Genomic DNA, 23,451 nt, shown 5'->3' on the forward strand with positions numbered 1-23,451 from the left:
GCTGCCCTAGTAGCTGGCGAGCAGCCGGCCGAGGACCCGGCTGCCGAATTTGAGGGACTCAGCGGGAACCCGCTCGTCGACACCGTGGAACATGCCGGTGAAGTCGAGCTCGTCGGGAAGCTGCAGCGGGGCGAAGCCATAGCCTGTGATACCCAGCCGGCTCAGTGACTTGTTGTCGGTGCCGCCGGAGAGGGTGTACGGCAGCACCTTCGCCCCCGGGTCTTCGGCGTGGAGCGCGTCGACCATGGCATCGACGAGGTTCCCGGCGAACGGCACCTCCAGCGAAACGTCCTTGTGCTCGTAGCTGATGTCGATGCCTTCCCCCGCCAGCCCGCGGATGATTTCCAGGACTTGCTCTTCCTGGCCCGGGAGGGTGCGCACGTCGATGAAGGCCTCTGCGGTCCCGGGAATCACGTTGTGCTTGTAGCCGCTTCTTAGCAGGGTGGGATTTGCTGTGTTCTGGAGCGTCGCGCCGACAAAACGCGCCACGGTGCCGAGTTCCTTGAGCAGGATGTCCGGGTTGTCCTTGTCGAACTCGACTCCGGTCAGCTCAGTGACGCCGTCGAGGAAGCGCCGCGTCGTCTCGGTCAACTCAAGCGGCCACTGGTAGTCGCCGATCCTCGCCACGGCCCGCGCCAGGCGCGTGACGGCGTTGTCGGTGTTGATCTGGGAACCATGCCCGGCCCGGCCATGGGCCACAAGCCGCAACCATGACAGCCCCTTCTCAGCAGTCTGCAGCAGGTACGCGCGCTGTCCGCCGATGGTGGCGGAGAAGCCGCCGACTTCGGAAATGGCCTCGGTGGCACCCTCGAACAGGTCCGGCCGGTTGTCCACGGCCCAGGAGGCGCCGTAGTTGCCGCCGGCTTCTTCGTCAGCGAAGAAAGCGAAGATCAGGTCGCGCTTGGGCCTGCGGCCGGTGCGGGCGAAGTCCCGGAGCACGGACAGGATCATCGCATCCATGTCCTTCATGTCCACAGCGCCGCGGCCCCAGATCAGGCCGTCCTTTTCCTCGCCGCCGAAGGGGTCCACGCTCCAGTCGGCCTTCTGCGCGGGGACGACGTCGAGGTGTCCGTGGACGACCAGCGCCCCGGCGGACGGGTCCTCTCCGGCCAGGCGCGTCACCACGGACGCGCGGCCGGGCGCCGCTTCGAAGATTTCCGCCGACAGGCCCACCTCTTCGACCAGACCAGCCGTGTATTCGGCGGCCGCCCTCTCCCCCGGTCCGCTGCCGTCTCCGAAGTTCGAGGTGTCGAAACGAATGAGCTCCTGGCAGATACGGACAACTTCGTCCTCGGGCAGCATCTGGTCCACAGCAATCTCCTTATACGTTTGCGGTACTCCCCAGCCTACCCAGCCCGCCTTTGAGCGCACCGCAGCGGCGCGTCACCCTCCGTCGGCGGCGGTCCGCAGGCAGCGCCGCGGGGCCGATTCAATAGTTCGGGCAAAACCGTGTTAGAGTTTTTTTCGCTGCTTTTGAGCGTTTGATCCGCGGATCGGACGGGCAAAAGTCCACCTGCGCGGGTGGCGGAATAGGCAGACGCGCTAGCTTGAGGTGCTAGTCCTCGTATAGGGGGTGGGGGTTCAAGTCCCCCCTCGCGCACAAAGGGAAGGCCCCGGAGAGTCACTGACTCTCCGGGGTTTTTTCGTTTGGTTCGTTGTGCTCAGATCGTCCGGCCCTTGGCCCACATCATCGCCGCAGTAAGATCCGCCCGCGTGGCAATGGGACCGCCGTCGAAGTACCGCGCGTACTCGCCGCCCGGGTCATCCGAGGTCTGAACCCACTCGCTGATCATTTCCTCGTACAGGGCCCGGATGCGCCCGTCCCCGGCGAAAGTGCCCAGCTGTGCGGCGAGGACCGCGTGGAGGTCCTCCCGTGTGTACGCGACAATGTCGCCCTGATCGTCCTGCACGGCGCCCCCCAGTCTGCCGAACCTGATACTGCAGCGCATCATGGCACAGCGGCGCCGAAATGTCGCCAGTAGGCGGGATCCGCCTGCGGCCAGCCGCCGTGGCCGCCCTCATTCCGGGGTGAGCTTCACCACCACGTAGCGTTCCGGGGCACCGTTCGGCGCCTCGGCCGGCGCCGCCCCGCAACGACCGGTGCTCGCGGTGACCGTGTACGGGCGATAGCGGCCATCGGCGTGCAGGAAGCGGACGACGGCGCGCCGTGCCGGCACAGGCAACGCCACGATTGCCTGGAACAGTTGATAGTCCCCGGGGTGGACCACCGGCTCCAGGTAACCGTCCCGGGCACGCTCAAGTCCGAACCGCCCCCAGTTGTCGGACACCATGAAGGTCTGCCAACAGGCCGTGTCCACCGCCATGAGGACGCGGTCGATGACCAGGTCGAACGCGGCCCGCAGCAGGCTGCTGGACTCGTAATCCCCGAACTCTGGGGTCACCGGGCAGGCAGGTACCTCGCTCACTTCCCGGGTGATGGCACGAAGCCATTTAGTGCCCGGCTCCACGCCGGGAATGACCCTGCCGCAGGCCTGGAGATTCTTGACCGTAGGCACGGCCATGCCGCGCGCGGTCACGATGCGGTACGGGACAAGGTAACGGCGGGTGTTGGCGGAGCTGATGGAAGCATCGATCGTGACCTTCATCCGCGCACGGTCTTCAGGCGCGACGAACCGGCTGATCCATTCGTTCATGCCCGCCACCGGGCTCGGACCGGTGCGGGGCAGCTCGTAGATCTCATGGAGGTCGTCGTTCCACGCGGTTTCGATCCCGCCATCGGCCGCAATCCTCCACTCCGTCGCGCCAACCTTCGGACGCCGGGCGACGACGTCACCAGCTTCGGCATAAAGAGCCAGGCAGGCCACCAGGGTTCCCGTAAGGGGCGAGAGAATCGGGTCGACAATGATCCTGTAACGCGTGCCGTTGCGGTGCGTGACCTCACAGTCGGTCGGCCGGGGTACCTGCGCCGCGGCGCGCAGCGGTTCAAGCAGCAGGTCACGGCCCAGGGCATCGAGGTTCTTCCGCACACTGGCTCCGGCAAAGGTTTCGGAACCGATCGCGAGCAGGCCGCTTTCGTCGCGGTTCAGCTGCTCCACCAGCACCCACTGGTTGCGCATCTCGTGAGTCACTGGCCGCCTGGTCCTTCCCGACGCTCGCCGATGCGAGCGCGACGTCAATATACCCCGATGCGTATGGGGCGCGCTTTGCGGCGCGAAAAATGTGACTTATTATTCCAAGGAAAGCCCACTCTGGCGGATGCCCGACGGCTGTACTGGACGTTTCTTTGTCGTCCGCCCGCGCCTGCGCGGCCGGACCTATCCGGGAGTGCAGCTTGATCTTCGAACACCTGGCCCTGCTGGGCCGCCGCCGAAGCGGTCTCCGCGAGAGCCCGTCGATTTCCGAAGTCCGCGAAGACGTTTTCTTTGTCGAGGGTCCCGCGTCGAACTGGACCATCGTCCGCGAGGGCAACGAGTTCATCCTCATCGATTCGGGCTACCCGGCCGACGGGTTCCGGCTCATGGAATCCATCCGCGCCCTTGGCCTGCAGCCGCGCCGTGCCGCCGCCATGCTGATCACCCATGCCCACTCGGACCATGTCGGGTCCGCCTCGCACTTCTCCAGGTTCTTCGGCACACCGATCCTGGCCGCTCCGGCTGAACTGCCCCACCTGGCGGGCGAGGAGCAGCACCGGGTAACCGTGCCCCAGGTCCTTGCGTCCGCCGGCCGCGGCGCCACCCTGCCGTGGCTGGTGCACGCGGTCCGGGCGGGCGGCTTAAAGAAGAACGATGTCCAGGGCCGGCCTTGGGATCCGGAGTTGCTTGCCGCACTCCCTGGCGGTCCGGTTGCCGTGCCGACCCCCGGCCACACCCCGGGCCACACGTCCTATTTGCTGCCCAGGGCCCGTGCGATTGCCACGGGCGACGCCGTGGTGACCGGCCACCCCACCAGCGGACGTGCGGGCGTGCAGCTCCTGCACCCGATGTTCCACCACGAGCCAGAGCTTGTGCGTACCTCGTTGAGCGCTTTGGCAGAGCTCAACGCGACTGTCATCCTTCCGGGTCACGGCCCAACGGCGGAAGGGCCGCTTTCCGCACTGCTGGCCCCGCTCGTCTCATGAGTGCTCTCCACCGCGCGGCCACACGACATTTGAGCGGTGCCGCGCCTATGTGGCGCTGAGCGGCGGCCGGCCGCCGGGGGTGTACGCATTGCTGACCGCGGGCGTCACGGCGTCGAAGACCGTCGTTCCGCCGGGCAGCACCATGTAGGCGAGGAATTCCTGGTCGAAGGTCGTGATTCCTGCCGCCACGGCATCAAGCTTGGCCCGGATCAGTAAGGACAGCTGGTGCCACTGGCGCCGGGCCGCGTCTTCTTTGGCCTTGCCGGCCGTGTCGCTGCTCCTTGGCTGCAGGGGGTCCCCCGTCGTGCCCGATGAACTCCCGACCGGGCCCGTGAGCGGCAGAATGAAGCGGAATTGACGTTTACCCGCGATGAAGACGATTGCCGCGCGCCCGTCTTCCAATCCGCAGCGGAAGCCAGCGGCGCCATAAACGGTGAGCATCGCCTGGATCTCCGCCCGGAATGCCGAGCTGCTAATGGAGGCGCCCCGGACATAATTTGTCGTCATAGCTAAGAGTAGTCCTCCACAGCTTTCCCAACGGCTCGGCACCGGCCACATGAAAGGACCCCACACTGGTCTAGGGTGCAGGGCCCTTTACCTTGCCGGCTTGGGGTCCGGCAGGCCGCCGCACGGCAACGTGCCCTGGTCTCAGTCGCAGGTTGCCGGCGGCGCTGCACGGATTGTCGCATCCGACCCTTCAGACTTCCTCCGGGGCCGCTCAAGGTGCGCTCAAGGTTGCGGCGCCGCGGCTCCCGGCGCGCCCTTGCTTCCGCCTGCTCCGGCCAGCCATGATGGGCGCACCTTCATCAGCGGAGGCGGGCATGGAATGGATCAACGACAAACTCCTCAATTTCGCGTCTGTTCTTGACGAGGAGGCCAAGCTGCAGGCCGAACGCACCGCGTCGCTGCCGTTCGTCCACCCGCATGTGGCGCTCATGCCCGACGCGCACGTCGGTCTCGGCGCCACTGTCGGTTCCGTCATTCCCACGGAGGGGGCCATCGTGCCGGCCGCCGTCGGAGTGGACATCGGCTGCGGCATGGTCGCCGTCAGGACGCAGTTCAGCCGCGGGCTCATCACCCGCGGCGGCCGCTCCGACCTCCGCCGGGACATCGAACATCAGGTTCCCCTCTCCGCGGGGCACTTCAACACGGCGGTGACGCCCACGGCGCAGGCCAGAATCGCGCAACTGGAGGGCCGGGCCGCCGCCGCCGGCTTTGATCCAGGCGTCTATGCCGCGAACTGGAGGCTGCAGCTCGGCTCGTTGGGCTCGGGCAACCACTTCATCGAGGTTTCCTCGGACGAGAACGGCCAGGTCTGGCTTTTCCTGCATTCGGGCTCGCGCGGAGTCGGCAACCGGCTCGCCGAGCATCACATCGGCGTGGCCGAGAAATACTGCGATGCCCGCGGCATCGTGCTTCCAGGCCCGGGCCTGGCCTACCTCAGGGAGGGCACCCCGGAGTTTGCGCGCTACGTGGCGGAGCTTGGCTGGGCCCAGGAATTCGCGCTGGCCAACCGGGAAGAGATGATGGACCGGCTCGTGGCCGCCGTCGGGCGGTGGACCGGCCTTCCGGTCCATGAACTGGAGCGTATCAACTGCCATCACAACTACACCGTCCGCGAACGTCACTACGGCCGGGAGCTTTGGGTGACCCGCAAAGGCGCGATCGACGCCGCCACAGGCGTCGCCGGCATGATCCCGGGGTCGATGGGCACGCCGTCGTACATCGTCGAAGGCAAAGGCTTCGCACCTTCCCTGCGTTCGGCGCCGCACGGTGCCGGGCGGCGCTACTCCCGCCGAGCGGCCCGCAGGATGTTCAACCAGGCGCAGCTCCGGCAGGCGATGGAAGGCATCGAGTACCGCGACTCCGCCGCCTTCGTCGATGAGATTCCGGCGGCCTACAAGGACATCCGGTCCGTCATGGACGACTCCCGCCAGCTTGTCGGCATCCGCCACGTGCTCCGCCAGGCGGTCAACGTCAAGGGTGACTGAGCGGACCGGCGGCTTCCTCCACCATGACATGCACCTTCTGCACGGTGTTGTTTCCCATCCCCTGGTAGTTCCAGGCCTGGTCCAGCGGCTGGCACGCGCCGGTGGAGTCGGTGGCCCTGCACATCAGCACGTGCTCTCCCGGTTCTGCCAGCCACTCGCAGGACCACGGCCGCCAGGCAAACGGTCCCGGGGCTTCCTTGAGCCCCGCCGGGATCCACTGTCCGTCGATCCCGACCTCGACCCGCTCGACCGTTCCCCCTCCCGACCAGGCCCTGCCCTGCAGCAGGACAGGACCGGGAGGGACCGTACGACGCCGGGTGAAAAAGTCGGGGACACCCGGCGGCACCATGAGCGAGCGCACGCGGATCCGCGTGACGGGCGTGCCCGGATCCTCGGGGCCCTCCTGGTAACGGTAGGCGACGGACTGCTGGAACCCTTCGAAGGGGCTCACGACGACGTCGATGGCCGCCAGCCATTTCACGCTCGCCATCCCGTACCAGCCGGGAACCACCAGGCGCACCGGAAAGCCGTGCTGCGGCGGCAGTGCGCTCCCGTTCATCCGGTAGGCCAGCACGACGTCCGGGCGCATCGCTTCGGACACCGGAAGGCTCCTCCCGTACCGCTGCACCACTCCACCTTGGATGCCGGCGTCGGCCCCGGTGAACACCACCTCGAGGGCATCGGCGTCAATCCCTGCCATCCCGAGAACGTACCCCAGCGGCACACCCTGCCATTCGGCCGTCCCGACAGCTCCCAGCCGCCAGGGCTGGCTCAGCGGTCTGGGCATCAGCAGTGAACGCCCGTTGCCCGCGCATTCCATGGTCACGGGAACTGTCACCACGGGCCCTTCGAGCAGGTCCGCGAGACTCAGCTCAAGCGTGTGCTGCACCGCTCCGCCGACGCGGAGCCGCCACGCCGTCTGATCGAGGTACGGGATGTCGAAGTGGGTGAGGATGTAGTGCAGCCCGGGCGGCGTGATCTCCTCGTGCAGTGCTTCCAGCGGCATCGCGTGGTTCCGCGCCGCCAGCCCTAGTTCTTCGACTGTGAGGGGCCCGCGCGTCGGTCCCTCGGCAGGAGCGTCGGCAGGCAGTGCCCCGCCGGCCGCTCGTGGGATCTGGCTCGTCATCACGCTGCGATTCTGCCGGTGTCCGCTTCCTGCCAATAGGTGTACGCCAACGGCCGCTGACGGTCAAGGATGGCGGCCGCACCGGAACGGGTACTTAAGACTCAGGTGTTTTGCGGCCGACGGGACTAGCGTGTGTTTGTCGGCCCGGCTCCGGCGTCGAGCCTTGTCCAGCCGCTTGTCCGAGGGGTGCTGATGTGAAATACCTGCCAGCCGCCGTACTGGCCGTCGCCCTGGCGGCCACCGGATGCGCCGCCTCAGGTTCTCCTGCGCCCGTGCCGGCCAGCAGCGCAGGACGGCCGAGTGCGGCGCCCGTTCCGTTGCGCGCCGCCGCCGCTCCCGCGCCTGCGTCGCTGGGGCACACCGTCACGGTGCCCAACAGCGTGCGCATCGAGGCGAAGGCGAGGCTGGCGGAGGCCGGCGAGTATGCGGACGGAGAGGTCGACGGGAAGATCGTCGTGGTGACCACCACCATCACCAACCAAGGGACCAAGGCCCTTTCCGTCGGGTTGATGGGCTACCCCAACGTGAGCTTCGGTGCGGGGCGCCAACCCGCCGGGGCCGCGACGGACACCGATCTCCTCGGCAGCGGCGAAAACATGCCGGGGCTGCTCGCGCCGGGACAGTCCGAGATTGTCAAGACCGGGTGGGGCATTCCCCCGGAGGGGTATTCGGACCTGCGGCTGGAATACTCGCTGCCGGAGTACACCGCGCCGCTCATCTTCACCGGTTCAGTTAAGTAGGACCGGGACAGCCCGGCAGGACTGTCGCAGGAAGCTCAGAGCCAGGACCCAGCCGATCCTCAGGGTCGGTGCGTAACGTCGCAGACATCCCTCCAGGGTGCGAGTGAGTGAAAGCCGGAGTCGTGACCCGGCATGGCCCGGCCGGGTGAGGAAGTCCTGTTCCTCACCCGGCCGCAGTCAATTTTCCAGACACTTTCGACAGGTACCATGCGGTCACCGGGACACTTCGTCGCCGGCCCGACCGACGTTAGGACCCTCCATGCACGACGACCTGCGCCCCCTCGCGGCAGCTGCCGCCGGAATCGAAACGCTGCAGTTCCAGCTCGACGCCGCCGAGGTCGCGCTGGCCGAGGCGGCGGAAGCCGTGCTGGCGGCGGGAGATGCGTCCTTGGGCGACGTGGCCGAGGCCTGCGGTCTCTCCCAGTCCGAACTGCTCGATCTCCTCACCGGTCCGGACGCCGAATCGGCGGCCTAGCCCGTTTTCCGGACACGCCGGGCGCCCGGAGCATCCCGCCCGGCGTCCGGGCGCATGCTGGAGATATGAGCGAAACAACCTCTTCCCCAGCTCAGGACGACGGCGTGGGCGTGGAGTTCCACGTCAGCTACTTTGATGACCGCTGCAACCGCACCGTCACTGAGATCCTCGACGACGAAACCGCCGCCTACCGTCTGGCCGACCGCATGGTGGCAGAAGAACACGAGTGGGCGGTCGTCGACAAGATCTATCTCAAAGACCGCGCGCACCGCGCAGCCTAGAGCGTCGCCCGGTGTTCGGGAAAGACCCCTGGTACGGGGCTTCCCGAACACCGGGTGAATATGTCTAGCCGACCCAGCTGCCGCGCCCGGTCACCAGGTCCAGCCCGGTGGTGCAGGGCAGGCCGTTGTTGCCGCTGGTGATGTCGCGGTACGCCACCGAGCTGCCATAGACATAGCTGGCGTCTACCACCGCGCCGGCGTCAGCGGAGCGCGCGGCCCACATCGGGGACGAGGCACTGGTCCCGCCAACGGTGAACCAGCCGGTCTGGCCGTTGTCCGGGGTGGAGTCATACACCGAGACGCCCGAGGCCGGGTCCGCATCCAGCGAGACATCAGGAGTGGCCCGCTTGCCGCCGCAGTTGACCTGCGGATACTGGCTGAACGCGGCCTGCGCCGCTGCGGCCGTTTCATAGGCGCTGCAGCCGCCGCCGGAGCTGCTCCAGCCGGTCTCGCCGGTCAGGGCGCCGGTGCTGCCAAAGTGCAGCGTCGTGCCGCCCACCGAGATCACCTTCGGCGACGCGGAGGGGTAGCTGGCCGGAGCGCCGTTGTCGCCTGAGGAAGCGAAATAGCTGACACCGGCCCGGGAAAAGTGGGTGTCGTAGGACGATTCCCCGCTGAATTCAGACCCGCCCCAGCTGTTGGATACATACTGCGCGTGGGAGGAGGCGTAGTCCTCAGCCGCCATCAGGTTGGTGAAGCTGGAGCTGGATGCTTCCACCAAGAGGATTTTGGCGCCTGGCGCGACGGCGTGCGCCCACTGGACGTCCAGCGAAATCTCCAGTGCCCATCCCCCGTCGCTCCGCGGCATCTTGGTTCCGCCGTTCTGGTTCACCTTGGTGAAGCAGCCGTTGGCCTTCGTGCAGGCGGGAAGGCCAAACTGGCTGCTGAAGACGCCGAGGTCGGCTTCAGCAGTCGGATCGTCATACGCATCCACAATCGCGATGGTCTGCCCGGCTCCTGCGGTCAGTGCCGTGGGGAAGTTGTAGGCGGACTTCACCGTCGCCGGGGACAGGCCGGCCGGCGCGGACGTGGTGTTGGGTTTGGCCCGCAGGGGGTGGCTGGCGTAGTGCTCGTGAGCGGGGGCGGTGTTGCCGCCGGTGGCGGCGCTGGCCGCACCGCCGGGCGCGTACAGCAGACCGACCAGCAGCATCGCTGCCGGCGCGAGTCGACGGAAAGAAGACATCTGAGACCTCCAGGAAACTGGTTTCGGGACGGCCTCCCCTGTGCCGGCGCACCGGTCGTCCCGGCCCAGCGCCGGGGTGTGGAGGAAACCGATCGCATCGTATGCCACAGCTGTCCGATCTGTCACTGGATCACCAGGCACCCCGCCGGTCACACCGGTCCCCGCGGTCCGGCGGACGACGATGATCGTCGGTGCCGGCACTTAGGCTGGGCGGGTGAGAGCACTTCCTTCCGCGACGGCCATCGCCGACGCACCCGCCCAGTGGTGGCAGAGTCTCTCAGCGCTGAGCCCGTTGGCGGTGCTCATTGCGGCCGTGGTGGCAGCCTCGGTAGGGCTGTTGACGCTACGGCAGCGCTCGAAAGCGGACATGCGGTCCGAGTGGTGGTCCCGCGCCCAGTGGGCCCTTGACGCCGCGCTGTCAGCGGACACGAAGCGGGCTGAAGTGGGTCTTGGCATCATGTCCGTGCTGGCGGAGAGCGAACTGGCCCGCCGGGAGGAACTCGAAATCCTCACCGTCGCCTGGGAAGAACCGCTGGAAAACGCAGAGCTTGCGCTCGATGCGTCCGGCGAGGGGGCACCGCACACCGGGGCTGCGGTGGACGCGCCACCGGAACCGGGCGAGAATAGTGCCAACGATGGCGGAAGCAGGTAGGAGGGTGACGATGACCATGACGCAGCACACGAGCCGTCGGCAAGGCGCCCACGCCGCTGCCCCGGCCACTGACCAGGCGCCGGCCCCTGGCTTCGACCCGGACGAGCGGGCCGTGCAGATCGCCGCGGCCAAACTCCGCCTGGTGACCGACCGGCGGCTTGGCAAGGTCACGCCGGAATGGGTGAAGGCCCTGGCCGCCGAGAAGCCCCCGCGCCGGCACGCGTCCTGACGGCACCCGCACCAGCAGGAACCGCGCACACAGCAGAACCCCCGGAAGCCGAGGCTTGCGGGGGTTCTGCTGTGTGCAGGCGTCAGTCCATCTGGACGATGCCGAGGATGTTGCCTTCGCTGTCCTTGAAGAAGGCTCCGCGCTGCCCGTCGAATTCGGCGATGCCGTTCACGGTCTTCAGGCCCGGCATGTCGTATTCCTCGAACACGACGCCGCGTCCTTTGAGTCCCGTGACTTCGGAGTCCAGATCGGCGACGCCGAATGCCAGCTGCGTATGACCGCCTCGGTCCGGGTTGGGCGTGGGATAGATGGTGAAACCGGTGCCGGCCGCGGTTTCGTAACGGTTACCTCCGGTCATTTCCTCAACGGGCTCAAGCCCGAGTTTGTCCTGATACCACCGCTTGGCACGTTCCATGTCGGCGGCGGGGAGGGTGGTGAGAGATTTGGCGTCCTTGAGCATGGTTCCTCCCGGAAGGGTCTGGCTCGTGACAATGGGAAAATAGGCCGGGCGGGCCCAGCCCGCTAGAGGCTTTGGGCCCGTGTGCGCCCCCTCTTGCACCGGCTTGGCGCGGGGCGTGTGTTGCTACCGGCGTCCGCGCCGGGCTCCGCTTACGCTCGATTCATGAACACACCGGCTCCGTCCGTCGCGGAAAGCGAAAGCGGCTTTCCGATCGTCGAGCTAGAGGGTCAGCTGACCATCGACGCACTCCTGGAGGAGCTTGGCGAAGACCGCCTCGAACCGGCGGACGAGGACTGACCCGGGCTCCCGCTACGGCCAGCGGTCCGCGCAGCCCCAAAACGGCGGCAAAAAGGTATGGCCTGAGGCAACAAACCTTGGTACGATCCTTGCATTCCGTCCCGATGGTGGTCTCGTTTTTCTTCCGGGGCGTACTCTCCAATGCTGGTCCCGCCGGATAGCCTTGTGCGCCGGCGGGACCGCATCGGTCGGAGCGAACCTGTCCCGTCAGGCCTTTGGCCGCACCGTTTCGTGCGGAATCGTAATGCCGCCCCACGTGTGCCGGGCGCGGTCGCGGGCACGCTCCACCCAGAGGGAGACGGCAGTGCGGTCCGCGCCGGCGTCAAGGCAGATCTGGGCCGCCAGCGGGTAATGCCAGGAGAACGGGTCGGACTGCACCGTTCCCAAATAAGTGCCGGCGGCCTCGGCCAGGAGATCGGGGCGCCCGTCAGCGACGTGCCGAACCTCCGCGACCGCCGCCTCAAGGTCAAAGGGGCGTTCCTTTGACAACCGGTTGGCCGCGCCCATGATGCGTGCCGTTACGATCCTGTCCCCTGCGCTCGCCGCGCCTCGACTTCCATGCTGCATGAGGCCGACCGTAGTCGCGGGCACTGACAGAACGGAAGAGACCACCGGCCTTACTCGGGCACGACGTCGGCCGGTTCCTTGTCGGGGCGCAGGCCCCGCCAGGACGGATGGCGCAGGCGCCCGGTAGCTGTGCGCTCGGCAAACGTCACTTCGCCCACCAGGCGGGGGGTGACCCAGTGCGCGTCGCGTGCGTCGGCGGCCGGAACGTCGCGCAGCGGGCTGGTCTTTCGCTCAAGCCGCGCCAGGAGGCGGGAGAGGTCCTCCAGGTCCCTTTCCCGGAACCCGGTTCCCACCCGCCCGACATAGCGCAAGTCGCCGTCCGCCGGCACGCCCAGCAGCAAGGACCCGACTGTACCGGCCCTCCTGCCCCCGCCCGGGCGCCAGCCAGCGATGACGACCTCCTGCGTGCGCGCGTGCTTGACCTTCAGCCAGCTTCGGGAGCGCCGGCCGGGCAGGTAGCTGCTCCCCGCTTTCTTCGCCAGCAGACCTTCGAGCCCGTGTTCCTCGCTGATTGCCAGCACGTGCGACGGCGGCCCCTCGAAAAGCGGCGAAAGCTGGACGCGGTCCGCAGCGGCGGGCCGCAGCACGTCCTCCAGCTCCTTCCGTCGCTCGCGGAGAGGCATCTTGAGGAGGGACCTGCCGCCCCTGTTGAGGATGTCAAAGGCGAAAGCATGAACGGGCACCTGGCGTGTCGCCGCCTCGATCTCCGCAGGCTTCACGAGGTTCATGCGCTGCTGCAGGAGGCCAAAGTCGGGCCGGCCCTTGCGGTCGAGCGCCACGATCTCCATGTCCAGCAGCACCGGTTCCCGTACGGCTCCGGCCAGTTCCTGGAGTTCGGGGTAGCCGGCGGTCAGGTCGTTGCCGTTGCGGCTGAGCAGGCGGACACCGCCGTCCTGCACAGCGGCGACGGCGCGGATGCCGTCCCACTTCATCTCGTACAGCCAGTCCTCATCCGAGAGTGCCTCCCCCTCCAGTTCCTGCAGATTGGAGGCGGTGGCAAGCATCGGCGCATGCGACGGCAGGACGCCGTGGTCGGCACGGGACGGCTGGCCGGCGGCCCCGTCCGCGGCCGTGGGTTCCGCTGCCGCGTCCGGGTGCTGGTCCTTCATCAAATGGATCAGCCAGTTGTTCTTTTGCTCCCCTCCGCCCCCGGTGCGGATCAGCGCAAAGCGCCGCGGCCCTCCCCCGAGGCCGCCGTCGGCGCGGCCGGTCAGGGTCGCGATGACCTCCTTGCCGTCGCGCCATTTCTCCAGTTCATACGTGCCGGCGTCCCAGATGGCGACGTCGCCCGCACCGTACTCACCCTTCGGGATCCGTCCTTCGAACGTGCCGTACTCCAGCGGGTGGTCTTCGGTCTGGACAGCGAGGTGGTTCTGCTTCGGCGAGTCCGGCGGCCCCTTGGGCACGGCCCAGGAGACCAGCACGCCGTCATGCTCAAGCCGGAAGTCCCAGTGCAGCCGGCGGGCGTGGTGTTCCTGGATCACGAAGCTGTTTCCTCCGGCCGCCGAGGGTGCGGTATCCGGAACCGGCTCGGGCGTCCGCTCCGCGTCCCGCATGGTCCGGTACCGGTGGAGCCGGTCCGGCTCCGCAACGGCTCCCGGGTGCCCGGGGCTGAGCGAAGCCATCGGGTCCTGCACGTGCTTGATCCGCTCGAGCACGTGCAGGTAATCGAGGTGGGAAAGGTCGGGGTCATCGAGCTCGGCCCAGGTCCGCGGACAGGCGACCATGGGCCGCACCCGTCCCCGCAGCGAATACGGTGCGATCGTGGTCTTGGCTGCGCTGTTCTGGCTCCAGTCCACCAGCACCTTCCCCGCGCGCAGTGATTTCTTCATGTCGCTGACGACCAGGTCCGGATGATCGGCCTCGAGTGCCCGGGCAAGCTCGTGGGCGACGGCGCTGACCTGGTCCGACGTCTCCCCGCCGTCCAGCGCCGCGTAAAGGTGTATTCCCTTGCTGCCGCTGGTCACCGGCACCGGCTCAAGTCCCATGCCGCCCAGAATGGCCCTCGCCAGGCGCGCAACCTCTGCGCATTCGGCCAGCCCCGCGCCGTCCCCTGGGTCAAGGTCCAGGACCATCCGGTCGGGATTTCGCGGCTGCCCCGCCTCGTCGACGGTCCACTGCGGGACATGGATCTCCAGCGCGCCGATCTGCCCGAGCCAGGTCAGTGTCGCCAGGTCGTTCAGCAGCGGATAGGTGTTGACGTGTTCCTTGTGCTGCAGCGTCACCCTGGGGACCCACTCCGGCGCTGACTTGTCCAGGTTCTTCTGGAAGAACATGGCGCCGGGCTGGTCCGCCGTGCCGACGCCGTGCACCCAGCGCTTGCGTGTCACCGGCCGGTCCCGGGCGTGCGCGATGAGCAGCGGAGCCACAGCGGCAAGATAGGACAGCACATCCGCCTTGGTGGTGCCCGTCGCCGGGTAGAGGACTTTGTCCAGGTTGGTCAGCCTGAGCCTGCGGCCCTCAATGTCGACAATCTGACGGTTCGAACCCGTGCCCGAGGTGGTGGCCATACCGTCAGTCTTACCTGAAATACAGGCCATGGCTATACCTAGTAAGCATGCTTGGTGTTCACTATTGGAATGAGAGCAATCTGGAAGGGCGCGGTCGCCTTCGGGCTGGTCAACGTGCCGGTCAAGGTCTACAGCGCCACCGAGGACCACGACGTGGCGCTGCATCAGGTGCATGACAAGGACGGCGGCCGGATCCGTTACCAGCGCCGCTGCGAGGTCTGCGGCAAGGTCGTGGACTACGCCAACATCGACAAGGCCTACGACGACGGCGAACACACCGTCATCCTCACCGCCGAGGATCTGGAGTCCCTGCCGGCTGAGAAGAGCCGCGAGATCGAGGTCGTGGAGTTCATCCCCAGCGAGCAGCTGGACCCCATCATGCTGGACCGTTCCTATTATCTGGAACCGGACTCCAGCTCGACGAAGGCCTATACCTTGCTCCGGAGGACGCTGGAAAAGACTGACAGGACTGCCATCGTGAAATTCGCGCTGCGGCAGAAGACCCGGCTGGGGGCGCTCAGAGTCCGCGGGGACGTGCTGATGCTGCAGACGTTGCTGTGGGCCGACGAGGTCCGGGAGGCCTCGTTCCCCTCGTTGGAGGAGAAGCCGCGGATTTCGGCCAAGGAGCTGGAGATGTCCGCCGCCTTGGTGGACTCCTTTTCGGAGGACTTCGCGCCGGAGGAGTTCGAGGACGACTACCAGGTCCAGTTGCGGCAGCTGCTTGAGGCCAAGATCGCCCAGGGGGACGCCATCGACACCGAAGCCACCTTCGGCGAGCCGGCGAATGAGGAAGAAGGCGCGAAGGTGCTTGACCTGATGGAGGCGCTGCGGCGCAGCGTCGAACGCACCAAGAGCGGTGGCAAGAACGATGGCAAGGATGCAAAGGGCAAAGCCGCCGCACCGGAAGGCGGCAAGCCCCGGACCGGCGCCCCGGGCGGCAGATCGACGGCCCGGGCGGCCGGCAAGAAGAAGGGGGCCTGACCTCATCCAGCCCAGGCCGTGGCTGGCGGTTCCGCATTTGCGTGCCTATATTGGGTGACATGCCGCATTTGAGGATATCCGAGGCTGCAAGGTTCCTTGCGGTCAGTGACGACACCGTGAGGCGCTGGATCGACTCCGGCGCCCTGGCTGGAACACGGGACGACGCCGGACGGACGGTGGTGGACGGCCTTGAGCTGGCACGGCTGGCCAAGTCGAATGCCGTGCTGCCTGCCGATCCGACGGACGTCGGCCGGTCTGCGCGGAACCGGTTCGTCGGGCTGGTGACGAACATCGTGATGGACACCGTCATGGCACAGGTCGAGCTGCAATGCGGCCCGCACCGGGTGGTGTCGCTGATGAGCAGCGAGGCGGTGCGCGAACTCGGCCTGGAACGAGGGTCCGTGGCCACCGCCGTCGTGAAAGCGACCACCGTGATCATCGAAACCCCTTCCGGCAAGGCAGCCCCGTGACCGGCCGCCGGGCACGCGCCGCCGCAGCCGCCGTCGCAGCCGGGCTGCTGGCCGGACTGCTCTCTGCGTGCTCCCCGGCCGCCGGGCAAGCTGGCGAGCCCTCCAGGACCGTGACGGTCTTCGCGGCCGCGTCGCTGAAGAAGACCTTTACCGAACTGGCGCACCGCTTCGAGACCGCACACCCCGGCACATCCGTAAAGCTAAGTTTTGCCGGTTCGTCGGAGCTGGCGGCCCAGCTCAACGAGGGGGCACCGGCCGACGTCTTCGCCTCTGCTGACCAGGCCAACATGGCCAAGGTGGAAGCATCCGCCGGCGTCGAGGGCAAGCCAGTCGTCTTTGCCAGCAACGTCCTGACCATCGCGGTTCCCCCCGCCAATCCGGCGCACGTCACATCCTTGGCCGACCTGGCCCGGCCCGGCACCAAGGTGGTGGTCTGCGCCAGCCAGGTGCCCTGCGGGGCTGCGGCACGGACCGTCGAACGTGCCGCCGGGGTGGCGCTTCACCCGGTCAGCGAGGAACTGTCGGTCACCGATGTGCTGGGCAAGGTCAGTTCCGGGGAGGCGGATGCCGGGCTCGTCTACGTGACGGACACCAAGGCGGCCGGCGGCACGGTGCGCTCGGTGTCTTTTGACGCGTCCTCGGCCGCCCGCAACCTCTACCCGATCGCCGCGCTCCGCAGCAGCGCGGACAAGGCTTTGGCCGCCGAGTTCGTCGCCCTGGTTGCCGGCGCCGAGGGCCGCAAGGTGCTCGGCGACGCTGGTTTCGGCGCCCCGTGAGCGCGGGCCACCAAGGTCACGCCCTGCCCGGCTGGGTTACCGCTGCGGCCGCTGTAGGCACCGGGTTCGTCCTGCTGCCGTTGGCAGCAATGGTCCTGCGCATCGACTGGCCGAGGTTCGTCCCGCTGGTCACCTCCGATTCCTCGCTCGCGGCCCTCGGCCTGAGCCTGCGGACATCCGCCGTCAGCACTCTGCTCTGCGTGGTGCTCGGTGTACCGATGGCCCTCGCCCTGGCGCGGGACACGGTCCCGGGCCAACGCCTGCTCAGGCCGCTGGTGCTGCTCCCGCTGGTCCTGCCGCCTGTCGTCGGCGGCATCGCCCTGCTGTACACCTTCGGCCGCCGGGGCCTGCTCGGGCAAAGCCTTGACCTGCTGGGTGTCCAGGTCGCCTTTTCCACGGCGGCGGTCGTGATCGCCCAGACCTTCGTGGCGATGCCGTTCCTGGTGGTCAGCTTGGAAGGGACCCTGCGCACCTCCGGCCAGCGGTTCGAAGCGGTGGCCGCAACCCTGGGCGCCCGCCCCGGCACCGTGCTCAGCCGGGTGACGCTCCCGCTGGTACTCCCCGGCCTCGTCTCCGGCGCGATGCTGAGTTTCGCCCGTGCACTCGGCGAATTCGGCGCGACGCTGACGTTTGCCGGCAGCCTGCAGGGCAGCACACGGACGCTCCCGCTGGAAATCTACCTGCAGCGGGAGACCGATCCGGACGCGGCAGTGGCTCTCTCGCTCGTCCTGGTCGCTGTGGCTGTCGGCGTCGTCGGCGTGGCCCACGGGCGCAGAGGCGGATCCGCACGCCTTCGGACCCTGTTGTCCTGGAGCCGGGCAGGCGCGCCACGATGAGCCTGCAGGTGAGCTTTGTCGACGACGCGCGCGGGACGGACCTGCAGCTCGACGTCGCCGACAGCGAGACGGTTGCCGTGCTGGGCCCGAACGGCGCCGGGAAGTCGACCCTGCTGAACGTCATCGCAGGACTGCACCGGCCGGCGTCCGGGAGCGGACGCCTCGACGGAGAAACGCTGTTCGACCTTGGGGACCGGGCCCGCACCTGGGTCCCCGCGCAGGACCGCCGGGTGGGGCTGCTCAGCCAGGACGCACTGCTCTTCCCGCACCTGAGCGTGCTGGAGAACGTGGCCTTCGGCCCCCGCAGCGCCGGCGCCGGGAGGAGTGAAGCCAGACGTCGCGCCTCGCACTGGCTCGAGCAGGTGGAGGCCCTGGACCTTGCCGGCCGCCGGCCCGGCCAGCTGTCCGGCGGCCAGGCGCAGCGCATCGCCGTCGCCCGCGCACTCGCCGCCGAGCCCCGCCTCCTGCTGCTCGACGAGCCGCTCGCCGCGCTCGACCAGTCGGCCGCCCCGCTGGTCAGGCGCCTGCTCAAGCGGGTGCTGGAAGGCCGGCCCTCCGTGATCGTCACGCATGACGTCATGGATGCCCTCGTCCTGGCGGACCGCATCGTGGTTGTGGAGGGCGGCCGGGTCGTGGAGCAGGGCACGACCGACGCGGTGCTGGAACGGCCGCGAAGCCGGTTCGCGGCGGGGATGGCCGGCCTGAATCTGCTCCATGGCCGCATCACCGACGTCGGCCTCGCCGCCGGCAGCGGGACCGTCAGCGGCAGCATCGACGCGACTGCCGCGGCGGGGGACGACGGTGTGGCGGTATTCCGCCCGGCGGACGTCGCCGTCTACACGCAGGCCCCCGCCGGGAGCCCGCGGAACACCTTCCACGTCACGGTCACGGATGTGGAACCGCACGGGGACCAGCTGCGCGTGCGCGCCGGAGACCTTGCCGCCGACGTGACCCCTGCGGCAGCGGCAGAACTTGAACTGGCCCCGGGCACGCCCGCGGTATTCGTCGTCAAGGCGGCAGCTGTCACCATCTACCCCGGCAAGCCCGCGCACTGAGAGCCCGCCCACTGAGCCCGCACCGTGTGCGGCCCGGCTTTTCCGGTGCGCGCTCAGCCCAGTTCGGCGGCGATGGCCGCAACGCCCGCCAGGACCTCTTCGAAGCTGGTGGACAGCGGGGACAGCCCGATCCGGATTCCGTGCGGGTTGCGGAAGTCGGGAATGATGCCGCGCTCCCACAGCCGGGCGGTGAGGCCGCGGAAGGCCGGGTGGTCCACGGTGATGTGGCTCCCGCGCCGCTCCGCGGTCCGCGGCGAGGAGAGCTGGACCCCCAAGGGCGCCAGGATGGCATCGTAGAGTTCGACGGCGTAGCCGGTCAGTGCCTCGGATTTGGCCCGGACCGCGCCCATCCCTGCCTCGTCGATCAACTCGATCATGTCCCGCATGGCCTGCATGCCGAGGATCGGGGGTGTGCCGCTGGTGAACCCGCGGATGCCCGGCGCGGCCTGGTAGGACTCCCCCATCCCGAACGGATCGGCGCTGCCGAGCCAGCCTTGGATCGGCTGCCGCAGAACCTCCTGCAGGTCCGCCCGCACGTAGGCGAAAGCCGGTGAACCGGGGCCGCCGTTGAGGTACTTGTAGGTGCAGCCCACGGCCAGGTCGACGTTCCAGGCATCAAGCTGCATCGGCACGACGCCTGCCGAGTGGCACAGGTCCCACAGCATCAGCGCGCCGGCCTCATGCACGCGCGCGGTGATGCCGGCCACGTCCGCCAGGTACCCGGACCGGTAGGCCACGTTGCTCAGGACCACCAGGGCGGTCGCCGGGCCCAGCACCGGAGCCAGGGACTCGGCCGTGACACCGCCGTCGAAAGGCGTCTGCACCCACCGCAGCGTCAGTCCGCACTCGGCTGCGATCCCTTCGAGGACGAACCTGTCGGTGGGGAAGTTGTCCCGGTCAATGACGATTTCCGAACGGTCCGGCCGCGCTGCCACCGCGGCGCGGCAGAGCTTGTAGAGCAGCACGGTGGTCGAATCGCCGATCGTGGCCTGCCCGGGCGCGGCGCCCAGCATCACCCGGCCCAGCTCATCTCCAATGCGGCCCGGGAGCGTCAGCCAGCCCTCGTCCCAGCCACGGATCAACCGTCCGCCCCACTGCTCGGTGATGAAGCTCGAGAGCCGCTCGAGAGTGGCTTTCAGCGGCCGGCCCAGCGAATTGCCGTCGAGGTAGCTGGGCACTTCCGGATCGTCGGCGCCGAGGAAGCGGTCGCGGTAGCCGGCGAGCGGGTCCGCCGCGTCGAGCGAGCGCGCGCGGTCCAGGAGGGCTGCGGGATGGTTCATGGGCACCAGCGTAGCCCTCCCGCCGCCGGCGTGCCGCAGAGCAAACCCGGGACAGGAATCAGGGAATCAGGCGTTCGTCCCGGTACCGGTCGAACAGCGCCGTGAAGGCGTCCGCGGTGCGCCGGTACCCGGAGAAGCCCGCCAGGCGGCTCTTGCTCATGTCGGTGACGACTTCAATGTTGCGGCCCAGGTCCCCGTCGGTGTGCCACCAGGATGCCACGCGGTCCAGGCGGTTCTCGGCCAGAGCGTACCGCTGCGCCATCTGCTGCCAGACCTCGTCCATTCCGGCCATCTGAACCTCAAGAGGCCTGGGGGCGTCGCGGTAGCCCTCGGCTTCGACGCCAAAATATGCGGCCAGGTGCGGCCACATGCGGCGCCACCGGAAGGTGTCGCCGTTGACCACGTTGAACGCCTCGTTGGCGCCGGCCGGGTGTGTGGCGGCCCAGAGCATATGCTCCGCGAGCAGCCCGGCGTCGGTCATGTCGGTGAGACCGTTCCACTGCGTCTCGGATCCGGGGAACACAAACGGCCGCCCCTGCTCCCGGCACAGGGCTGCCTGTACGGCCAGGGTAAGGCCCATGTTCATGGCGTTTCCGACGGCGTGCCCGATGACTGTATGGGCACGGTGCACGGACCAGGTGAAGCCCGCTTTCTCGGCCGCTGCCCGGAGTTCGTCTTCCTGCGCATAGTAGAAGTTGTCGACCGGCAGCCGCGGCTCTTCCTCGCGGAAAGGAGTGTCGGGCATCTCGCCCGCTGCGTAGGCCTCAAACGGCCCAAGATAGTGCTTGAGGCCGGTCATCAGCGCGACGTGCTGCACTTCCTTGCCCTCAAGGGCCGCCAGCAAATCGCGCAGCATGCCGGCATTGACCTCGATGTTCTGCTGTTCCGTCGGCTGCCGGGACCAGGCCGTGAAGAAGACATGCGAGGGGTTCTCGGCCGCGAGCGCCTGGCGCAGGCTCGACGGCGACGTCAAGTCCGCCTGGAGGTGGCGAACATTCGTCTGCCCGGCTGCCGCTGAGCGGGACAGCGCGAGGACCTCCCACCCGGAAGCGGACAGCAGGTCCCGCAGGGCCGAGCCCGCAATACCGCTGGCGCCGACGACCAGGGCGGTGCGTCCGGTTGGGGTTGACGACGGTTCAGGGCGGTTCGGGTTGCTCATACTCGCGGCAACGGCCCCGGCAGCCTGCCTATTCCGTGCTGCCGCTCCCAGGCCCGAGCGGCAGCACCGAGCCGGAGAAATGCTTCCGGCCGGTGCGCGCGTTCCACGCGGCGTAGTCCGAGCGGACCCAACTGCCGCTGGCGTCCTCTGCATCGGCGAAATGCAGGGCAACGGTTGACGGCAGGAAGACGGGTGCCCCGAAGTCCACGTCCCAGGTGAAGCTTCGCTCGTCGTTCGGCAGCGCCTCGCCCAGCGCCCGCGACGCCAGGTACATGCCGTGGGCGAGCATTCCGCGCATTCCCAGGGCACGGGCGGTCAGGGTGCTGAGGTGGATCGGGTTGAAGTCGCCCGACACCGCTGCATAGTCGCGACCGGTGCCGGGGCCCAGCCGCCAAAGCGCCGTCGGGTCCGGGGGGCTGAAGTCGTCGGGTTCCCGGCGCGGTGCCGGCTTATCCACGCCGGGCAGGAAGACGCCCCTCGCCAGATAAGTGGAGACCCCCCGCCAGAGCAGTTCTCCCCCGGTCCCATCGCGCACCTCGACGACGAGGTCCGCCTGGGTTCCCACGCGGTGGCCCTGCACATTGTCGGCCCAGGACCGGAGGGTGAGGTCCCGGGTGTAGTGCACCGGGCGGAACTGTTCCACCCGGTTCCTCAGGTGGATCATCCCCAGCAGCGGCAGGGGGAAGTCCTCCCGGCTCATCACGCTCACGGCCAGCGGAAAGCCGAGGACGTGCACGAAGCCGGCTGGCATCCAGTCACGCGCCGGTAGGCCGAGAAGGTGCTGGAAAGCGGTGAGCTTCTCGGCGTCGGCCCGCACCCCGCGCACCTCGTGGACCGCCTCCGGCAGAGTCTTGACTGAACCGGACCCGAGCACCCTGCTGCGCGCCGCGACGGCCGCAGCGTTGAGGTAGAGCTTGGACAGCGACGGCATCTCCCCGAGCAGCACGGCCTCCCTGCCGCTCACGCCCCCACCAGGTTCTGGCCGCAGACGCGCAGGACCTGCCCCGTGACGCCGGCCGCCGGTCCGCTGGCGAAGAATGCAATGGCCTCGGCGACGTCGGACGGTCGTCCGCCCTGCTGCAGGCTGTTCAGGCGCCGGGCGACCTCGCGGGTGGCGAACGGAATCTTTGCCGTCATCTCGGTCTCGATGAATCCGGGTGCAACCGCGTTCACGGTGCCCCCGTGCGCGGCCAGCAGCGGCGCCGTCGACCGGACCATGCCCACCACTGCGGCCTTGGAGGCAGCGTAGTTCGTCTGGCCCCGGTTTCCGGCGATCCCGCTCGTGGACGCGACCGAGATGATCCGCGGGCTTTCACGGAAGCTGTCGGCCGCCAGGAGCGCGTCGTTGATGCGCAGTTGCGCCGCGATGTTCACGGCAATCACGCTGTCCCAGCGGGCGGCGTCCATGTTGGCCAGCAGCTTGTCCCGTGTGATGCCGGCGTTGTGCACCACGATGTCCAGCCGGCCGTGCCTCTGCACCGCATGCTCGATGATCCGCTCGCCGGCGTCCTCGCGGGTGATGTCCAGTTGCAGGGCCGTGCCCCGGACCTCGTTGGCCACCGCCGCCAGTGCGTCTCCGGCCGCCGGAACATCGACGGCGATAACCGTCGCGCCGTCGCGGTGCAGGGTGCGGGCAATTGCCGCGCCGATGCCGCGCGCCGCCCCGGTCACGACCGCAACTTTCCCGGCCAGCGGGGCGTCCCAGTGCTGCGGGGCCGGCCCGGCGTCCGAGGAGACCGCGAGGAACTGCCCGTCGACAAAGGCTGATCGGCCGGAGAGGAAGAAACGAAGGGTTCCAAGCGCCGACGGCGACACGGCTCCCACGCCGTCGCCGAGCAGGATGCCGTTGGCGGTGGCGCCTGCCCGCAGTTCCTTGGCCAGCGAGCGAAGGATCCCGTCCACGCCCTGGCGGGCTGCGGCGAGTTCCGGGGCGTCGGAGGCGGCCGCCGGCCGCGAGATCGTCACCACGCGTCCCCCCGGCACCAGGCCGCGGAGCGCCGCCCCGGCCGCCAGCAGGGGCGCAGAAAGGTCCTCCGGCCGGGTCAGGCCGTCGAGGACGAGGATGATCGCCGCGAGTTTTTCCTTAGGGGCCGCGTGCCGCCGCACGTCGAGGTCCCAGTCCAGCAGCGCGCCCGCAACGCTGTCTGCGCCGGAGCCGCCGCCCAGCACGAGCACCGGCGCGGAGGCGAGCTTCTCGCCCGGGCGGTAGCGGCGCAGCACGGCCGGCTGCGGCAGGCCGAGCCTGCGGGCGATGGTCCGGCCGGGGCCGCTGTTGACCAGTTGGGTGTAGGTGTCCGTCATGGTG

General features: G+C 68.5%; 26 protein-coding genes and 1 tRNA gene. 14 read left to right on the forward strand and 13 right to left on the reverse strand.

The annotated features are described in order from the left end of the window. Window positions 1-6: 6 nt before the first annotated feature. Window positions 7-1,302, reverse strand: coding sequence for a M20/M25/M40 family metallo-hydrolase (locus KIH31_RS04170; RefSeq protein WP_250545532.1), 1,296 nt, complete (start codon window positions 1,300-1,302; stop codon window positions 7-9). A gap of 213 nt (window positions 1,303-1,515) precedes the next feature. Here KIH31_RS04170 and KIH31_RS04175 point away from each other — a divergent pair. Continuing rightward, window positions 1,516-1,600 (forward strand) — tRNA-Leu (locus tag KIH31_RS04175). Between the two features lie 61 nt (window positions 1,601-1,661). Here the strand turns inward: KIH31_RS04175 and KIH31_RS04180 are convergent. Both KIH31_RS04180 and KIH31_RS04185 read right to left on the reverse strand, forming a co-directional pair. Beyond that, window positions 1,662-1,910, reverse strand: a complete 249-nt coding sequence (locus KIH31_RS04180) for a hypothetical protein (RefSeq protein WP_250545480.1) — start codon at window positions 1,908-1,910, stop codon at window positions 1,662-1,664. 108 nt (window positions 1,911-2,018) lie between these two features. Continuing rightward, window positions 2,019-3,089 carry a hypothetical protein gene (locus KIH31_RS04185; protein WP_307857536.1) on the reverse strand — a complete coding sequence of 357 codons (1,071 nt, stop codon included), beginning with the start codon at window positions 3,087-3,089 and terminating at the stop codon, window positions 2,019-2,021. Window positions 3,090-3,292: 203 nt separating this feature from the next. Between KIH31_RS04185 and KIH31_RS04190 the strand changes: the two genes are divergently transcribed. Further along, the gene (locus tag KIH31_RS04190) at window positions 3,293-4,078 is read left to right on the forward strand and encodes an MBL fold metallo-hydrolase (protein ID WP_250545481.1); all 786 of its coding nucleotides are present in this window, start codon (window positions 3,293-3,295) and stop codon (window positions 4,076-4,078) included. A gap of 45 nt (window positions 4,079-4,123) precedes the next feature. On the opposite strand, the gene KIH31_RS04195 is transcribed toward KIH31_RS04190, so the two are convergent. After that, window positions 4,124-4,585 (reverse strand): hypothetical protein, encoded by a 462-nt coding sequence (locus tag KIH31_RS04195; RefSeq protein ID WP_214425833.1) that lies wholly within the window; start codon window positions 4,583-4,585, stop codon window positions 4,124-4,126. A gap of 314 nt (window positions 4,586-4,899) precedes the next feature. Between KIH31_RS04195 and KIH31_RS04200 the strand changes: the two genes are divergently transcribed. Beyond that, entirely contained in the window at window positions 4,900-6,069 is a 1,170-nt protein-coding gene (locus tag KIH31_RS04200) for an RtcB family protein (protein ID WP_214425834.1), read from the forward strand. Here the strand turns inward: KIH31_RS04200 and KIH31_RS04205 are convergent. After that, a complete protein-coding gene (locus KIH31_RS04205; RefSeq protein WP_214426229.1) occupies window positions 6,056-7,195 on the reverse strand; it encodes a sulfite oxidase in 1,140 nt (379 codons plus the stop codon). The genes KIH31_RS04200 and KIH31_RS04205 overlap by 14 nt on opposite strands. Window positions 7,196-7,389: 194 nt before the next feature. On the opposite strand from KIH31_RS04205, the gene KIH31_RS04210 reads away from it, so the two are divergent. The 3 genes from KIH31_RS04210 to KIH31_RS04220 all read left to right on the forward strand — a co-directional run bounded on the left by KIH31_RS04210 (window position 7,390) and on the right by KIH31_RS04220 (window position 8,691). Beyond that, window positions 7,390-7,935 carry a hypothetical protein gene (locus KIH31_RS04210; protein ID WP_214425835.1) on the forward strand — a complete coding sequence of 182 codons (546 nt, stop codon included), beginning with the start codon at window positions 7,390-7,392 and terminating at the stop codon, window positions 7,933-7,935. 259 nt (window positions 7,936-8,194) lie between these two features. Continuing rightward, a complete protein-coding gene (locus tag KIH31_RS04215; protein WP_214425836.1) occupies window positions 8,195-8,410 on the forward strand; it encodes a hypothetical protein in 216 nt (71 codons plus the stop codon). 65 nt (window positions 8,411-8,475) lie between these two features. Continuing rightward, on the forward strand, window positions 8,476-8,691 hold the full coding sequence (locus tag KIH31_RS04220) for a hypothetical protein (protein ID WP_214425837.1): 216 nt from the start codon (window positions 8,476-8,478) through the stop codon (window positions 8,689-8,691). Window positions 8,692-8,755: 64 nt separating this feature from the next. Here the strand turns inward: KIH31_RS04220 and KIH31_RS04225 are convergent, their stop codons facing one another. Continuing rightward, window positions 8,756-9,874: a S53 family peptidase gene (locus KIH31_RS04225; RefSeq protein WP_214425838.1), complete on the reverse strand. Its 1,119-nt coding sequence runs from the start codon at window positions 9,872-9,874 to the stop codon at window positions 8,756-8,758. A gap of 214 nt (window positions 9,875-10,088) precedes the next feature. Between KIH31_RS04225 and KIH31_RS04230 the strand changes: the two genes are divergently transcribed. Further along, entirely contained in the window at window positions 10,089-10,526 is a 438-nt protein-coding gene (locus KIH31_RS04230) for a hypothetical protein (protein ID WP_214425839.1), read from the forward strand. Window positions 10,527-10,536: 10 nt separating this feature from the next. Continuing rightward, a complete protein-coding gene (locus KIH31_RS04235) occupies window positions 10,537-10,755 on the forward strand; it encodes a hypothetical protein (protein ID WP_214426271.1) in 219 nt (72 codons plus the stop codon). A gap of 82 nt (window positions 10,756-10,837) precedes the next feature. Here KIH31_RS04235 and KIH31_RS04240 read toward each other — a convergent pair whose 3' ends face one another. Beyond that, window positions 10,838-11,215 carry a VOC family protein gene (locus tag KIH31_RS04240; RefSeq protein ID WP_214425840.1) on the reverse strand — a complete coding sequence of 126 codons (378 nt, stop codon included), beginning with the start codon at window positions 11,213-11,215 and terminating at the stop codon, window positions 10,838-10,840. 162 nt (window positions 11,216-11,377) lie between these two features. Between KIH31_RS04240 and KIH31_RS18290 the strand changes: the two genes are divergently transcribed. Then, window positions 11,378-11,512 carry a hypothetical protein gene (locus tag KIH31_RS18290; protein WP_284675942.1) on the forward strand — a complete coding sequence of 45 codons (135 nt, stop codon included), beginning with the start codon at window positions 11,378-11,380 and terminating at the stop codon, window positions 11,510-11,512. Window positions 11,513-11,719: 207 nt separating this feature from the next. On the opposite strand, the gene KIH31_RS04245 is transcribed toward KIH31_RS18290, so the two are convergent. Together KIH31_RS04245 and KIH31_RS04250 are read right to left on the reverse strand one after the other, a co-directional pair. After that, entirely contained in the window at window positions 11,720-12,079 is a 360-nt protein-coding gene (locus KIH31_RS04245; protein WP_214425841.1) for a hypothetical protein, read from the reverse strand. Between the two features lie 50 nt (window positions 12,080-12,129). Further along, on the reverse strand, window positions 12,130-14,589 hold the full coding sequence (locus KIH31_RS04250) for an ATP-dependent DNA ligase (protein ID WP_214425842.1): 2,460 nt from the start codon (window positions 14,587-14,589) through the stop codon (window positions 12,130-12,132). Between the two features lie 69 nt (window positions 14,590-14,658). On the opposite strand from KIH31_RS04250, the gene KIH31_RS04255 reads away from it, so the two are divergent. The 5 genes from KIH31_RS04255 to KIH31_RS04275 are packed head-to-tail and all read left to right on the forward strand — an operon-like array spanning window position 14,659 to window position 18,707. Next, on the forward strand, window positions 14,659-15,570 hold the full coding sequence (locus KIH31_RS04255) for a Ku protein (protein WP_214425843.1): 912 nt from the start codon (window positions 14,659-14,661) through the stop codon (window positions 15,568-15,570). A 59-nt stretch (window positions 15,571-15,629) separates the two neighbouring features. Beyond that, the gene (locus tag KIH31_RS04260; RefSeq protein ID WP_214425844.1) at window positions 15,630-16,040 is read left to right on the forward strand and encodes a molybdopterin-binding protein; all 411 of its coding nucleotides are present in this window, start codon (window positions 15,630-15,632) and stop codon (window positions 16,038-16,040) included. Further along, window positions 16,037-16,816, forward strand: coding sequence for a molybdate ABC transporter substrate-binding protein (gene modA, locus KIH31_RS04265; RefSeq protein WP_214425845.1), 780 nt, complete (start codon window positions 16,037-16,039; stop codon window positions 16,814-16,816). The genes KIH31_RS04260 and modA overlap by 4 nt, the downstream gene beginning before the upstream one ends. After that, the gene (locus KIH31_RS04270) at window positions 16,813-17,652 is read left to right on the forward strand and encodes an ABC transporter permease (protein WP_214425846.1); all 840 of its coding nucleotides are present in this window, start codon (window positions 16,813-16,815) and stop codon (window positions 17,650-17,652) included. The genes modA and KIH31_RS04270 overlap by 4 nt, the downstream gene beginning before the upstream one ends. After that, on the forward strand, window positions 17,649-18,707 hold the full coding sequence (locus KIH31_RS04275; protein ID WP_214425847.1) for a sulfate/molybdate ABC transporter ATP-binding protein: 1,059 nt from the start codon (window positions 17,649-17,651) through the stop codon (window positions 18,705-18,707). The genes KIH31_RS04270 and KIH31_RS04275 overlap by 4 nt, the downstream gene beginning before the upstream one ends. 53 nt (window positions 18,708-18,760) lie before the next feature. Here KIH31_RS04275 and KIH31_RS04280 read toward each other — a convergent pair whose 3' ends face one another. Genes KIH31_RS04280 through KIH31_RS04295 form a run of 4 tightly spaced genes read right to left on the reverse strand, consistent with a single transcriptional unit; the run spans window position 18,761 to window position 23,447 of the window. Continuing rightward, on the reverse strand, window positions 18,761-19,987 hold the full coding sequence (locus tag KIH31_RS04280) for a kynureninase (protein WP_214425848.1): 1,227 nt from the start codon (window positions 19,985-19,987) through the stop codon (window positions 18,761-18,763). 58 nt (window positions 19,988-20,045) lie between these two features. After that, window positions 20,046-21,146, reverse strand: a complete 1,101-nt coding sequence (locus tag KIH31_RS04285) for an SDR family oxidoreductase (RefSeq protein ID WP_214425849.1) — start codon at window positions 21,144-21,146, stop codon at window positions 20,046-20,048. A gap of 28 nt (window positions 21,147-21,174) precedes the next feature. Continuing rightward, complete coding sequence (locus KIH31_RS04290) at window positions 21,175-22,110, reverse strand: MaoC/PaaZ C-terminal domain-containing protein (RefSeq protein WP_214425850.1); 936 nt, start codon at window positions 22,108-22,110, stop codon at window positions 21,175-21,177. Beyond that, a complete protein-coding gene (locus tag KIH31_RS04295) occupies window positions 22,107-23,447 on the reverse strand; it encodes a 3-oxoacyl-ACP reductase (RefSeq protein WP_214425851.1) in 1,341 nt (446 codons plus the stop codon). The genes KIH31_RS04290 and KIH31_RS04295 overlap by 4 nt, the downstream gene beginning before the upstream one ends. Between the last annotated feature and the right edge of the window lie 4 nt (window positions 23,448-23,451).

The sequence above is a fragment of the Paenarthrobacter sp. DKR-5 genome (assembly GCF_018531425.1).
Lineage (GTDB): Bacteria > Actinomycetota > Actinomycetes > Actinomycetales > Micrococcaceae > DKR-5.

Coding starts and splice junctions, on each gene's coding strand:
- KIH31_RS04170 (WP_250545532.1), bottom strand. CDS start 1,302: ATGCTGCCCGAGGACGAAGTTGTCCGTATCTGCCAGGAGCTCATTCGT.
- KIH31_RS04195 (WP_214425833.1), bottom strand. CDS start 4,585: ATGACGACAAATTATGTCCGGGGCGCCTCCATTAGCAGCTCGGCATTC.
- KIH31_RS04200 (WP_214425834.1), top strand. CDS start 4,900: ATGGAATGGATCAACGACAAACTCCTCAATTTCGCGTCTGTTCTTGAC.
- KIH31_RS04205 (WP_214426229.1), bottom strand. CDS start 7,195: ATGACGAGCCAGATCCCACGAGCGGCCGGCGGGGCACTGCCTGCCGAC.
- KIH31_RS04215 (WP_214425836.1), top strand. CDS start 8,195: ATGCACGACGACCTGCGCCCCCTCGCGGCAGCTGCCGCCGGAATCGAA.
- KIH31_RS04220 (WP_214425837.1), top strand. CDS start 8,476: ATGAGCGAAACAACCTCTTCCCCAGCTCAGGACGACGGCGTGGGCGTG.
- KIH31_RS04225 (WP_214425838.1), bottom strand. CDS start 9,874: ATGTCTTCTTTCCGTCGACTCGCGCCGGCAGCGATGCTGCTGGTCGGT.
- KIH31_RS04235 (WP_214426271.1), top strand. CDS start 10,537: ATGACCATGACGCAGCACACGAGCCGTCGGCAAGGCGCCCACGCCGCT.
- KIH31_RS04240 (WP_214425840.1), bottom strand. CDS start 11,215: ATGCTCAAGGACGCCAAATCTCTCACCACCCTCCCCGCCGCCGACATG.
- KIH31_RS18290 (WP_284675942.1), top strand. CDS start 11,378: ATGAACACACCGGCTCCGTCCGTCGCGGAAAGCGAAAGCGGCTTTCCG.
- KIH31_RS04245 (WP_214425841.1), bottom strand. CDS start 12,079: ATGCAGCATGGAAGTCGAGGCGCGGCGAGCGCAGGGGACAGGATCGTA.
- KIH31_RS04250 (WP_214425842.1), bottom strand. CDS start 14,589: ATGGCCACCACCTCGGGCACGGGTTCGAACCGTCAGATTGTCGACATT.
- KIH31_RS04255 (WP_214425843.1), top strand. CDS start 14,659: ATGAGAGCAATCTGGAAGGGCGCGGTCGCCTTCGGGCTGGTCAACGTG.
- KIH31_RS04260 (WP_214425844.1), top strand. CDS start 15,630: ATGCCGCATTTGAGGATATCCGAGGCTGCAAGGTTCCTTGCGGTCAGT.
- KIH31_RS04275 (WP_214425847.1), top strand. CDS start 17,649: ATGAGCCTGCAGGTGAGCTTTGTCGACGACGCGCGCGGGACGGACCTG.
- KIH31_RS04280 (WP_214425848.1), bottom strand. CDS start 19,987: ATGAACCATCCCGCAGCCCTCCTGGACCGCGCGCGCTCGCTCGACGCG.
- KIH31_RS04285 (WP_214425849.1), bottom strand. CDS start 21,146: ATGAGCAACCCGAACCGCCCTGAACCGTCGTCAACCCCAACCGGACGC.
- KIH31_RS04295 (WP_214425851.1), bottom strand. CDS start 23,447: ATGACGGACACCTACACCCAACTGGTCAACAGCGGCCCCGGCCGGACC.